We start from the raw sequence: 12288 nt of genomic DNA, 5'->3' as shown, positions 1-12288 counted from the left end.
CTAACGGCCATCGGGAGCGGTCGGCGGCACCCGAGTCTGCCAGACCGCCAGCACGTCGGCGTACTGGAGCAGTGCCTGGATGCCGGCTGGCCTCAGCCGGTAGACGCCGCGCTCGACACGCTCGAACCAGCCGTAGTAGTCCTTCTGCAGGATGCTGGCGGCCTTGCTGCAGCCGCTTAGCTCGGCTACTCGCCGAGGCGCCGACGACCCTTCGGTCTGCAGCGCCCAGGCGCAGCGCAGCGCCTTTTCGCGGTAGGCGGTGACGAGCTGCGTGCTGTTGACGCCGCCGACGTTATAGTCGCCGCTGCGCTCGCGGAATTCCATGCGCAGCCGCGCTTCCCGGGTCCTGCGGCGACCGGCGCGAGGGGGCTCGCCCGGCTCGCACAGCACCTCGACGAACGGCCCCTTCGTCTTGTAGAAGGTGACGGTCATCAAGCCTAGTCCGAGCATCCGGCACAGCTCGGTCAGCTCGCCGAAGCGCTGGTTGACCGCGCCGCTTTTTTTGCGGTTGCGCTCTACCGCCAGGATGACGTTGTCGCTAAGTCGCAGACGTTCGACCCCTTGCAGCAGCAAGGCGAGGTTGAACGTCTTTTTCATTTCGACGATCAGCAACTCCTCATTGTCCGGTCGCACAGCGACAAGATCGCAATGATTGACCTCGCCTTTGACCTCGTAGCCCCTCGCCTCAAAAAAATGTTTGAGCGGCAAGTACAGCTCGCTCTCTTCTCTCACAGCCACAGCGCTTCCCGCTCCTCTCCAGTTGAATATCAGAACACGATTGCTTCATTATATCACATCGTCTGTCATGGCTCACTTTGCCCAAGTCGTTTCGCTATCTGGATCAGACAAGGAGGGTGTCCGCAGATTTTAAAAAGGGGGCAATTTCGTCCTGCCCACTGCATAGGTATGTAGTACTTCAAAAAAAGATAGTAAACGCGTGGGCGTGGGTGTTGTACCCCCGGTTGGAAGCAAAGTCTGGCGCAGCGCAGCAGGAGCGATGGGAGGAGGCTCGGTATGGATATTTTTGAGAAAATTTCGCAGTTTAACGCAGAGAGTGAGCAGCTATTGTGGACGGGTTCATTTAAGGAATATATTGATATCCTCAAAAAAGACCCCACACCGGCGATGACGGCGCACTCACGGGTCTATGCGATGATCGAGGCGATGGGCACCGAGGAGATAAACGGCCGCAAGCGGTATAAGTTTTTTGAGCAGGAGATTTTTGGGCTTGACCGTGCCGTAGAAAAGCTAGTGGAGGAATACTTTCACTCCGCAGCTCGAAGGCTTGATGTCCGCAAACGGATCCTGCTCTTGATGGGACCGGTCAGCGGGGGCAAATCGACGATTGTGACGATGCTGAAAAAGGGGCTCGAACGGTTTTCGAGGACGGAGAAGGGGGCGGTCTATGCGATTAAAGGCTGCCCGATGCATGAGGAGCCGCTCCATCTCATCCCTCATGAACTGAGAGCAGATCTCGAGAAGGAGCTCGGTGTGCGCATTGAGGGCAATCTGTGTCCGGCTTGCCAGATGAGGCTCAAGACAGAGTATAACGGCCGAATTGAGGATGTGCTCGTCGAGCGGGTGCTCATCTCGGAGGACAATCGTATCGGCATCGGCACCTTCAGCCCATCCGATCCAAAGTCGCAGGATATCGCCGACCTCACCGGCAGCATCGATTTCTCGACGATCACCGAATACGGATCTGAGTCCGATCCGCGCGCGTACCGGTTCGACGGCGAGCTGAACAAAGCCAATCGCGGCTTAATGGAGTTCCAGGAAATGCTGAAATGCGACGAGAAGTTCCTGTGGAACCTGCTCTCGCTGACGCAGGAGGGCAACTTCAAGGCGGGGCGGTTCGCGCTCATCTCGGCCGACGAATAGGTTATACCATCATTAAACCAAAAGAATTGGATTTTAGCAAGTTGAATTTCAGAACGGGATAGATCATATGCTTTGCTGGTATCCGACCACGTCCCTTTTCAATTATCTCAATCACGACATGTTCGAAAACAGACCTCAGGATTTCGTTTTTCTCCGTTTTGTCATTGGTGGATTCATATTGCTGGAGCACAGATTCGAGATTTCCCCTTACAGCTTCCACGTTTATTTCCTCTTCGCCTTCCTGCACTCCTTCTACGGCTGTTTCCATCTCTTCTAGCTTCTTTAATTCTCCCTTCAGTTCTGCCATCCGCTCATCAAAAACCTCATCCGTATATTTCCCACTCTCATACTTTTCGTAAATGAATTTTTCTCTGGCTTTAAGTTCTTTGCGCCGTTGGTTAACATGTTCGGACAGTGCTTCCTTGCTTAAGGTTAATTCTTGGCTTTTCTTGTTACTAGCTATCACTTTGCCGATCTGATCCTGTAGCCTTTCATTATCCAATGCACTGAAATATTGAAGTGTTGCGATCAGATCTTCTTCTACTGCTCTGTACTTGACAAATGTACACCCGGGCTGAGTGCACCAGAGAAATTCCTTATGGTATGTGCTAACTTTCCCTTCTTTAGTTTTATATTTTTGCACACTATATTGTCGAATCATTCTGCGACCGCACTTTATACAAACACAAAGCCCAGCCAACTCGCAAGGAGAGAATTCCATTTTAGTTCTTGGCTTATGGGCTGATTCATTAACTTTTTCTTGTGCGGAGTGCCAAAGTTCTTCACTAATTATTCGAGGAACAGCGTCGCGGCGAATGATATGTTCTTCCTCTGGCCGCGCAATGCGTTTACCGTTAATTCTTTGCGTCGTGCGAAATCTCAAAACACCATTATATCTTTCGTTAGTAATCAACTGACGGATAGCTATCGGGTGCCAATCAGTTTTACCTTTAGGTGTTTTAATTAACGTGTTCCGTTTTAAATAGGTTGCTAAAGCTCTGAAGCTTACATCTCTACGTTTTCCGTTTTTTGTCGGCACACCATTGACGTAGTAGTCGAACAATATGCGGACAACGGCAGCTTCCTCTTCATCAACCTCCAATTTACGTGTTTTCTTGTTGTAGGTGAAACCAAAAGGAGCCTTTCCAGATACCCACATACCGCCCATTGCATTGTTTACTCTACCGCCAAAGAGTCGTTCTCTCGTTGTTTCAAACTCCTCTCGACTCATAAACAGCTCGAAACGAATTTGACGCAAGTCAGAAGGATTGCGAGGGTCATAGACTTTATATGGAGTGATTATGAAGATTCGATTTTCTTGAATCAAATCATAAATAACACCCATGTCTGTATAACTACCGCGTCCCATGCGGCTGATTTCCTTAACTGCAATAGCTTGGTATTTCTTTTCTCTGAGGTCCCGTATAACACCTTGAAAAACTGGTCGAGATTCGATTTTATCTCCTGATCCTATCTCTGAGCGTTGTTCATAAGGAATACCGATCGGCTCTAGAAAACGATCCATAAGATCTTTTTGAGCCTTAAGCGTGTCTTCTTTTGTACGTTTCTCAAGTTCTTCGTCCTGGCGCGACTTACGGAGATAATTCAGTATAAATTCGATTCCGAGACCAACTAAGTATTCGCGCTTCAGCATGTTCTTGACCTCCTTTTGGTTTGTATAAATGTATTATAGTCAAACCAAAAGACTAAAGCAAAATATTCTTGCCGACATTTTTCGTGCTAAAAAAAGAAAAAAAATAGACGCAGAACCGTCTCCATTAGGATTTAGACGTGCTATATTTATATCATGGAAAATGAATCAAGAGGCCGCCCGACACAATCACCTACCCTATGAGGGTACGCTGCGGGCGAGCCTCTTTTTCATGTCCTGACAGCCTACAACCGTCTGAGACACGCGCCAAGTGCAAGCACGTCGGATTGGATACCCGAGCTCTAGTGTGGCTTAGATTGGCTTGTAGGAGGTCATAAAAGGAGGGTTCTTCGGTGGATAGAAAAATTGTCATCAGTATTAATGAATCTGGAAACCTCACTGTTGATTATCAAGGGGAGTTTAGCATCATCGAAGCGCTTGGCATGATAGAGTGCGCCAGGATCGTTGTTGCAGATGAGTTTCCATCAACCGAAGCGTCCGAATAACGGTGATAAGCACACCCGACAGTTGCCCCAACATAGCGGCGGCTGTATACCGGTTATCGGGTGATGCATCACATATATGCGTGGTGGCGGAATAGGAAGACGCACACACCCACTTCAGACGGCTGGTGCGGCATGTGACACAGGTATGTGGTCGAGTCACTGCCATGCAAGGGTGCAAGTCCCTTGCCCACGCAAACACGCTGTCCCGGCGTTAACGGTCAAGCTTCGCTTGGTTCAGTCGGGATGGCGAACACAACAAGGAGCCGCAGGGATGCTTTCCCATACGGCTCATAACTATCATATCAAATTTGGGTCGCCTCCGGGCGGCTTTTTTCATGCCCGGAAAGGAGAATGAGGATGGCAAACTACGCACCGAGAACAGGCAAGGTAATACGGAGTGACGGTTCGATTGTGAATGAGGCGGATGGGATTAACCCGGACGGGAGTATCAATGTTAGATCAGCAGCCGAGGATTCGGTGGGACATGAAACACTTACGCTTAATAGCATGGCTGCGGGACTGGCGTCGATCCCAGAAGGTGCAACAAAGGCCGCTCTTACCGTCGAGGACAATGCAGCTAGATATTGGCTGGACGGTAGCAATCCAACGGTGACAGCAGGGCATAAGCTTGATCCTGGGGATCGCCTGTCGCTTGACTCTCGGTCGCAGGTCGATAAGTTTCGGGCAATAGCGGTTTCGGGGTCTTCGAGATTGCAGGTGTCCTACTTTGGGGTGCCTAGTGATGGGCCTGATCCAGGACCAGTCAAGGTGATGGCATTAGTCGCTTCTTCAGAGAAAAATACTGGATTCAGAGCCACAGCGGCAGCAGGATTGATTGCAGAAGGCGGAGCTACCTATCGAGACTCTTTCATTTTTGAGTATGACACGGAAAACCCGCGCTTCATTTTTTCAAACTATAACTTGCAGAACCCCGGCCCGAACCCAATCACAATCAAGATGGCAGCGAAAATTAACGGGATTTTCCACTCTTTTTCTTTTGGAGGGAATACAACTACCACAGTGGCACCAGGCGCTACAGTGGTTTCCGACCCAATTGCAGCGAGTGTCGCCAAAGGACAGGTGGTTGTTGTTCAAGCACTGGTCACAGTTGAAACCGGGCAGACATGGCCGACTAGCGGGTGGACAATGCCTCATGTACCAGGCAAAACAGACAACACGGCAATTGACTTTCCCGACACTCCAGCATCCGTAGGCTTCGGTCCTATAGGGTGTTTAGGAGATATCTCGGAGGACGATAAGGTGCCATCGATAGCACTTATAGGTTCATCCAGCGTCATGGGTACCGGTGATCTTTCAGGCCAAGGGTTTGCCCGTAGGTCAGTGGAAGGGAAGTACCCGTATATTCGGTTCGGCAGCGCAGGATATACCGCAAGAAGCTTCGTCCTTGGTTCTTTGACTCAATTGGCATTCTTCCAAGAATACACCGACGCAGCTTTGATTGATCTAAGCTCGAATGATGTGGAAAGTGGGAGGACACTACAGCAGATTAAGGATGATTTGATGACGATTTTCACAGAACTGCACAATCGAGGTCTCAAGGTCTACATGTGTACACAGCGACACCGTACAAACAGCACAGACAATTGGAACACATTGGAGAATCAGACGTTTCCAGATGCCGCAAAGTATGGGCCGGGCAGTGTGATGGATGAATTGAACATCTGGATCAAAACTAACCCAGCGCCACTTACAGGGTACTTTGATATTTGTGACATCCTGCAAGACCCCGTAACCCGTAAATGGCGGACCAGCATCACCGGAGAGAACATAACGGGAGACGGAACACACATGCGGACAAACGGAGCTATAGCTGTAAGCACCAGCGGTATCATTAATTTCACATAACGGAGGCGACCATGAAACCCTGGGCCAAGAGCTTCTATAACAGCACAGCCTGGAAGAGATGTAGAGAGTCCTACATCAAGACCGTACACGGCCTATGTGAGCGCTGTGGAGCACCCGGAAAGATCGTCCATCACAAGGTATATCTTACGCCTCAGAACATCGACAATCCGGCTATATCGCTCAATCATGAACTGTTGGAGTATGTGTGCCAAGACGACCACAACCGGGAGCATCACGGGAGTCATGAGCCGCTGGTAGAGGATGGGCTGATGTTTGATGAGCATGGGGATTTGATCCAAGATGGTCGAGAATCATTCATTTAGTGCAAAGAAATGCTCGAAAAAGCGACTTTGTATTCGGGAATCAGTAAATAAGTGCAAATTGGGAGGGTTCAGCATGAATTTTAAGCAGCAACTCATCAATACAAAGATGGAATATCTCGACCGGCTGACCAAGCTGAAACATGTGAATCCGCAACAACGGGGCGTTGAGGAACGCATTGTGTTGGTGTGCGACAGCATAGAGAAGGACTTGGGTTTGACGGCGAATCCGGAGGGGGAGAAAGCACAACAAGGATTCAATAACCTAACGGTCAGGAGTTCGGAAAGAGACCTGCAACGTTTCCCATCGGTGTACATCGGGCCAAGGAAGAGTGGCAGGTCGACACAACTGATTAACCTATCAGCAGAGAAAGGCATTCCAATACTTGCTCATAACTCGTACATGAAGAGTTACCTGCTCAGACTTGCAAAAGACATGGGCAAGTCGATAGAAATCATTACACTAAAGGACCTCGAAGATAGATCATTCCGCACAGAAGTGATTATCGATGAAGTTCAACTGATGCTCGAAACCATCATGAGGATAAAGATAAGAGCAGTGTCGGTTACAACCTATGACCAACACAACCTTGAGCACATTCCCTACGACGAACTCGAAAAAAACCTTTGAAAAATCGGAAAAAAGTGTTGACAAAACAGCACTTCATTCGACTAAAGGATTACCAAAAAATTGGGAAACGCCCCCCCTTTCAAAAAGTGAGTGAGGGGATGATGAAGACCGTTGTGTCCCCTTCAAATAACACACAGGGCGCGCGCATGACCCCCCTCCCCTGAAATGAGGTGATTTGATGGCGAAAAAGACTGCGGAGGAGAAAGTCGCGAGTGCGAAAATTGCAGCTCAAAAGCGTTCGGAAACAGCGCGGAAATCTGCGAAGAAGCGAGCCATTACCGCCGAGGAAAAGCGACTTCGCAAGGTTTACGAGAAGATGCCGAGAAATCAGATGGACATAGCTGACGGATTAATCAGACGAGCCGCTTTCATGCGTGTCACACTGGAGGGATTCGAAGATGACCTGGGTGATAAAGGATCTGTCGAGATGTTCAGCCAGTCGGATAAGGCGGCTCCGTACGAACGTGAACGACCCGTAGCGCGGTTATACAATGCGATGAACAAGAACTATCAAAGCATCATCAAGCAACTTTCCGATATGATGCCGAAGCCAGAGGAGGGCAGCGCGAAGCCTGGGGAAGTCGATGACGGCTTTGATGGATTCGTGCATGGCCGATGAGCGCCCTTCTAAAGCAATATCCGTTAGCGCATAATCCGATTATCGCCTATTGGACGCAGATCGAGAATGGATCAGTCACGGTCGGAGATAAGGTCAAACGAATCTATCGAAAGCTCGTCGCAGACATTCATGATCAGTCCAGCGAATACGAGTACAGCCCAAAACACGCCAACCACGCTATCGAGTTCATCGAAAACTTTTGTAAGCACTCGAAAGGCAAGTGGGGCGGTAAACCAATCGACCTGGAGGATTGGCAGCAAGCATTTATAGCAGCAACATTTGGCTTTATTCATAAAATTGACGGCACCCGCAAATACCGCGAGGTGCTATTAGTCGTTGCCCGGAAAAATGGCAAGTCGACCATCGCATCAGGCATAGGACTCTATTTGCAGATCGCCGATGGAGAGCCTGGAGCCGAAGTGTACGCTTGTGCCACCAAAAAGGATCAGGCCAAGCTCGTATGGCTCGAAGCTAAACGGATGGTCAATAAGTCCCCAGCGCTGCGTAAACGGATCAAGCCGCTTGTCTCCGAGCTCAAGTCTGACTGGAATGACAGCTCGTTTAAGCCTCTAGGAGCCGATAGCGAGACGTTGGACGGCCTGAACGTTAGCGGGGCTCTACTGGACGAAATACACGCCTGGAAGGATAAGAACCTCTATGACGTCATCGTGGATGGTACGAGCTCGCGTGAACAACCGCTGATTGTGATGATCACCACTGCGGGGACGGTCCGGGAAGCGGTATATGACCAGAAGTATGAAGAGGCCGAAATGCTTTTGAACGGCTTCGACGACCTGGACGGCTATAAGGACGATACCTTCTTGCCAATCATCTATGAGCTCGATCACAGAGACGAGTGGGTCGATCCCGCGACATGGCCGAAGGCCAACCCGGGACTTGGGACGATCAAGAAGATTGATCAGCTCGAAACGAAAGTCAATAAGGCCAAAGCTAACTCAATGCTGGTCAAAAACCTTCTGACAAAGGATTTCAATATCCGTGAAACGTCTGCTGAAGCCTGGTTGTCATTTGAGGACCTAAATAACACCGAGACGTTCGAGGTGGCGGAACTCGGGCTTAGGTATGGGATTGGCGGTACTGACTTATCCGACACTACCGACCTCACAGCAGCTAAGGTCATTGCGATGCGACGGGGCGATCATAACATCTATGTTTTGCAAATGTACTGGCTTCCTGAAGATTTACTGGAGAAGCGTTCCAAGGAGGATAAAATCCCTTACGACCTTTGGTATCAACGTGGGCTCTTGCGGACGACTCCAGGACATCGCGTCCATCACAAGTTCGTCACGGAGTGGTTTGTAGAAGTTCAAAATGAGTTTGGCATCTATATCCCTTGGATCGGTTATGACAGGTATTCAGCCGTCTATTGGGTTGAGGAGATGCAAGGCCATTTCGGGAAACAGGCGCTTGAGGATGTGGCCCAAGGTAAGGCCACGCTTTCGGGTCCGATGAAGCTGCTTGGAGCTGATCTGTCGGCCAAGAAAGTCATCTACAACAATAACCCGATTGATAAGTGGTGCTTATCGAATACGGCTATCGACCTCGACCTGAAGAACCAAACGATCCAGCCCCACAAAGGCAAAAACCAACGTAAGCGGATTGACGGCACGGCGGCGCTGCTGAATGCCTACGTCGCCTTGGAACGGCACAGGGACGAGTACATCAATATGATTTGAGGGAGGTGATACTTTGGCATGGTGGAACAAAATATTTGGCGCTTCAGAGCAAAGCCAAACGAAGATAAAACTTATCAGCGATGACGGCAATTGGTATTCACCGTGGGGCGGCAACCTGTACAAATCAGACATCGTTAGGGCGGCCATACGACCAAAAGTGAAGGCCATGGGTAAGCTCCAAGCGACGCACATCCGAGAAGGGCCTGATGGTCTAAAGGTCAATCCCGAGCCATATATGAAACGTCTCCTCCAAGAGCCGAATCCTTATTCGACGGGTCAGATGTTCATGGAGCGGATGACAACTCAACTCGAACTAAACAACAATGCATTTGCTCTTATCTATCGGAATACCGACCATATTCCTGTTCAACTCTATCCTATCAACGCTTCCGGCGTGGAAGTCATTCGAGAAGAGGGGCAGGAATTAAAGTTGAAGTTTTGGCTATCGCGGGGCAAAGTTTTGACCGTTCCTTATTCGGATGTCATACACCTACGAGATGACTACAACGAGAATGATATCTTCGGCAGTGCGAACACAGAAGCACTTAAGCCATTGATGGAAATTATCAACGCTTCTGATCAATCTATCGTGAATGCCGTTAAAAACTCTGCGATCATCCGATGGATTTTGAAATTCCAAACTATCCTTCGCAAGGAAGACCGGGATATTGCGGTAGAAGAGTTTGTGGAAAACTTCATGTCTTCCACTAAATCAGGCGGAGCGGCTTATTCCGATCCCAGGTACTCGCTGGAGCAAGTGAAGAACGAGCAATTTGTTCCTGCGACCCCGCATCAAGAAAAAGCAATTCAAAGGATCTACAGTTTTTTCGGAACCAACGACAAGATCGTTCAAGCGAAATATGACGAGAATGAATGGTTGGCTTACTACGAATCGGAGATTGAGCCATGTGCCTTGCAAGCTTCTGGCGAGTTCACAAGAAAGCTTTTTTCACCGAGGGAACGTGGATTCGGTAATCGCATCGCATTCGATTCGATGGATATGAGCTTTGCCTCCATGCAAACCAAACTCAACCTCGTACAGATGGTTGATCGACGCTCATTGACGCCAAATGAATGGCGTCGAGTGATGAACCTCCCGCCTTTAGAGGGCGGGGACGAACCAATACTGAGGCTTGATACCCAAACAGTCAGAGACACGGCCAAATAGCCGTGTTTTTATTTTGCCTTTGGAAGGAGGTGAGAATTTGAAGACGGTCAACATCAAAGGTGTTATCGTCGGCGACGACGAGAAGTGGATTTATGATTGGTTCGGTATTGCAGCGGTTAGTCCCCAAAGTGTATATGACGAGTTGGCAGAAGCTAACGGTGAGGATGTCGATGTAATCATCAACTCTGGGGGAGGCTCTGTTTTTGCGGGATCTGAAATCTTCGCTGCATTGAAGCAGTACAAAGGCGGAACAATTGCGAGGGTGGTTGGCCTAGCCGCAAGCGCAGCCAGTGTTATTGCTATGGCTTGTGACTTAGTAGCTATGGCTCCAACCGCTCAAATGATGATTCATAACGCATGGTCTCGCGTAACGGGGGATTATCGCGATATGGAGCATGGGGCTAAGTTTCTCCAAAACACAAACACTTCCATTGCCAATGCCTATCGTCTGAAAACCGGAAAGTCCGAGGAAGACTTGAAAAGAATGATGAATGCCGAAACATGGATGACTGCTCAAGACGCCGTTAAAGAGGGGTTCGCTGACGAGGTTATGTTTGATGAACAGAAACAACTCGCAGCCAGCGCTCCGTTCAGCGGCATGCTGCCAGAGGAGGTTGTCAACAAAGTCCGCATGTTACTTGCGGAGAGTGGCGCAGGGAAGATAAATCCACCTCTGGAAAACCAAGCTTCCGCAGCAGAAGAAAATGAAAAGCAACAACGGATTATGTCCGCCAAAATAAAACTGATGAAACTGAAGGGATCGGTGGTAGAGGATGAATAGACAGCAATACGTAGAGGCTCGCAAAGCATTGGTAGCAGAGGCGGAGGGTTACGCCAATGAAGGCAGCTTGGATAAGTTCGAACAAAAGAGCCAAGAAATCGAAGCCCTCGACAACAAGTACGACCAAGCGGTAAAGGACCGCGCCAACAAAACAGCCATGAACGACCGCCTGAAAGATCTGCGTTCGGGTATGCTTACAGGTGACGACGCTCCACTCGAACAAGCTCCAGGCGCTGGCATCCCTGATTTTTGGGACCGACCATCAGCAGAGCGGGGAGCGCTGCTCCGCGCAAACAACGCAGTAAAACTGACATCTACTGGCATTCTGGTCCCAACGCGGTATTCCGACTCCTTGTCGCCGACCTTCAATGAAGTCTCCTCGCTTCTCGATCTGGTTCAGGTGACGCCACGCATTGGCGGCGAGAGCTACGAGAAAAGCTATGTTGTGGGCTATGGCGAAGCTGGTGAGGTTGCGGATGACGCAGATTACGACGAAGACGACGCCCAATTCGGCAAGGCGGCAATTATCAAAAGCAAAATCACGTCGTACTCCGAAGTGGACCAAGGCGTTCTCGAATTGCCGGATGTCGATTATGATTCGGAGGTCATGCGCGGCATTCGAATCGCAATCCGCAAACGGATCTCCCGTCAAATCCTGATTGGCACCGGCGCAACAAACCGGCTCATGGGCATCTTCGCCTCTCCGGTTGCTATTGATGCAAACAAGGACCTCGAAATCACGGCAATCGATGACAACCTCCTGGATGAGATCGTCTACAGCTATGGCGGTGATGAAGATGTCGAAGGTGGAGCAACACTCATTCTGAACAAGCTCGATCTGAAAGCTTTCGCTCAACTGCGGGACGGGAACGGCAACAAGATTCACACCATTCGCTCCAACGGCAATACCGGAACAATCGACGGCATTCGGTTCATCATCAACTCTGCGTGCAAACGTCTGAGCGCGGCTGGAACTGCTGGTGATTTTGGGATGGCTTACGGCAATCTCCAAAATTACTTGCTGACTATCTTTTCTGACATCGACGTTCGCCGCTCGGAGGATTACAAATTTAAGTCCGGCCAAGTGGCTCATCGCGGGTCGGTATATGCGGGCGGTAACGTAATCGCGCACAACGGCTTCATTCGCGTTAAGCGCGACGCCTAATGG

11 protein-coding genes and 1 pseudogene are annotated in these 12288 nt (G+C 49.8%); 10 read left to right on the top strand and 2 right to left on the bottom strand.

The window, feature by feature from the left end; translation table 11 throughout:
- The gene (locus PA598K_RS07335; protein ID WP_128656306.1) at nucleotides 1-738 is read right to left on the bottom strand and encodes a DUF2161 domain-containing phosphodiesterase; all 738 of its coding nucleotides are present in this window, start codon (nucleotides 736-738) and stop codon (nucleotides 1-3) included.
- A gap of 276 nt (nucleotides 739-1014) precedes the next feature.
- Here PA598K_RS07335 and PA598K_RS07330 point away from each other — a divergent pair.
- Nucleotides 1015-1878: pseudogene (locus PA598K_RS07330) on the top strand (protein prkA); the annotation flags it as partial.
- 4 nt (nucleotides 1879-1882) lie between these two features.
- On the opposite strand, the gene PA598K_RS07325 reads toward PA598K_RS07330, so the two are convergent.
- Nucleotides 1883-3535 carry a recombinase family protein gene (locus tag PA598K_RS07325; RefSeq protein ID WP_128656305.1) on the bottom strand — a complete coding sequence of 551 codons (1653 nt, stop codon included), beginning with the start codon at nucleotides 3533-3535 and terminating at the stop codon, nucleotides 1883-1885.
- A 350-nt stretch (nucleotides 3536-3885) separates the two neighbouring features.
- On the opposite strand from PA598K_RS07325, the gene PA598K_RS36010 reads away from it, so the two are divergent.
- The 9 genes from PA598K_RS36010 (at nucleotide 3886) to PA598K_RS07285 (ending at nucleotide 12285) form a co-directional block, all read left to right on the top strand.
- Nucleotides 3886-4038 carry a hypothetical protein gene (locus PA598K_RS36010; RefSeq protein ID WP_185601673.1) on the top strand — a complete coding sequence of 51 codons (153 nt, stop codon included), beginning with the start codon at nucleotides 3886-3888 and terminating at the stop codon, nucleotides 4036-4038.
- A 357-nt stretch (nucleotides 4039-4395) separates the two neighbouring features.
- Nucleotides 4396-5904, top strand: a complete 1509-nt coding sequence (locus PA598K_RS07320) for a hypothetical protein (RefSeq protein WP_128656304.1) — start codon at nucleotides 4396-4398, stop codon at nucleotides 5902-5904.
- Nucleotides 5905-5915: 11 nt separating this feature from the next.
- Nucleotides 5916-6227 carry an HNH endonuclease gene (locus tag PA598K_RS37805; RefSeq protein WP_128656303.1) on the top strand — a complete coding sequence of 104 codons (312 nt, stop codon included), beginning with the start codon at nucleotides 5916-5918 and terminating at the stop codon, nucleotides 6225-6227.
- A 73-nt stretch (nucleotides 6228-6300) separates the two neighbouring features.
- A complete protein-coding gene (locus PA598K_RS07310) occupies nucleotides 6301-6855 on the top strand; it encodes a hypothetical protein (RefSeq protein WP_128656302.1) in 555 nt (184 codons plus the stop codon).
- A 178-nt stretch (nucleotides 6856-7033) separates the two neighbouring features.
- Complete coding sequence (locus PA598K_RS07305; RefSeq protein ID WP_128656301.1) at nucleotides 7034-7474, top strand: hypothetical protein; 441 nt, start codon at nucleotides 7034-7036, stop codon at nucleotides 7472-7474.
- Nucleotides 7471-9171 carry a terminase large subunit gene (locus tag PA598K_RS07300; RefSeq protein ID WP_128656300.1) on the top strand — a complete coding sequence of 567 codons (1701 nt, stop codon included), beginning with the start codon at nucleotides 7471-7473 and terminating at the stop codon, nucleotides 9169-9171. Before PA598K_RS07305 ends, PA598K_RS07300 begins: the two co-directional genes overlap by 4 nt.
- A 13-nt stretch (nucleotides 9172-9184) precedes the next feature.
- Nucleotides 9185-10339, top strand: a complete 1155-nt coding sequence (locus PA598K_RS07295; RefSeq protein WP_128656299.1) for a phage portal protein — start codon at nucleotides 9185-9187, stop codon at nucleotides 10337-10339.
- A 37-nt stretch (nucleotides 10340-10376) separates the two neighbouring features.
- Nucleotides 10377-11120 carry a head maturation protease, ClpP-related gene (locus tag PA598K_RS07290; RefSeq protein WP_128656298.1) on the top strand — a complete coding sequence of 248 codons (744 nt, stop codon included), beginning with the start codon at nucleotides 10377-10379 and terminating at the stop codon, nucleotides 11118-11120.
- Nucleotides 11113-12285, top strand: coding sequence for a phage major capsid protein (locus PA598K_RS07285; protein ID WP_128656297.1), 1173 nt, complete (start codon nucleotides 11113-11115; stop codon nucleotides 12283-12285). Before PA598K_RS07290 ends, PA598K_RS07285 begins: the two co-directional genes overlap by 8 nt.
- The last annotated feature ends 3 nt before the right edge of the window (nucleotides 12286-12288 follow it).

The sequence above is a fragment of the Paenibacillus sp. 598K genome (genome assembly GCF_003851045.1).
Lineage (GTDB): Bacteria > Bacillota > Bacilli > Paenibacillales > Paenibacillaceae > Paenibacillus_D.
This window is presented reverse-complemented; position numbering and strand designations above follow the sequence as displayed.

What these genes read in the sequence shown, in the direction of transcription:
- PA598K_RS07305 (WP_128656301.1), top strand. Translation starts at nt 7,034, where the DNA reads ATGGCGAAAAAGACTGCGGAGGAGAAAGTCGCGAGTGCGAAAATTGCA.
- PA598K_RS07310 (WP_128656302.1), top strand. Translation starts at nt 6,301, where the DNA reads ATGAATTTTAAGCAGCAACTCATCAATACAAAGATGGAATATCTCGAC.
- PA598K_RS07325 (WP_128656305.1), bottom strand. Translation starts at nt 3,535, where the DNA reads ATGCTGAAGCGCGAATACTTAGTTGGTCTCGGAATCGAATTTATACTG.
- PA598K_RS07320 (WP_128656304.1), top strand. Translation starts at nt 4,396, where the DNA reads ATGGCAAACTACGCACCGAGAACAGGCAAGGTAATACGGAGTGACGGT.
- PA598K_RS07285 (WP_128656297.1), top strand. Translation starts at nt 11,113, where the DNA reads ATGAATAGACAGCAATACGTAGAGGCTCGCAAAGCATTGGTAGCAGAG.
- PA598K_RS07300 (WP_128656300.1), top strand. Translation starts at nt 7,471, where the DNA reads ATGAGCGCCCTTCTAAAGCAATATCCGTTAGCGCATAATCCGATTATC.
- PA598K_RS37805 (WP_128656303.1), top strand. Translation starts at nt 5,916, where the DNA reads ATGAAACCCTGGGCCAAGAGCTTCTATAACAGCACAGCCTGGAAGAGA.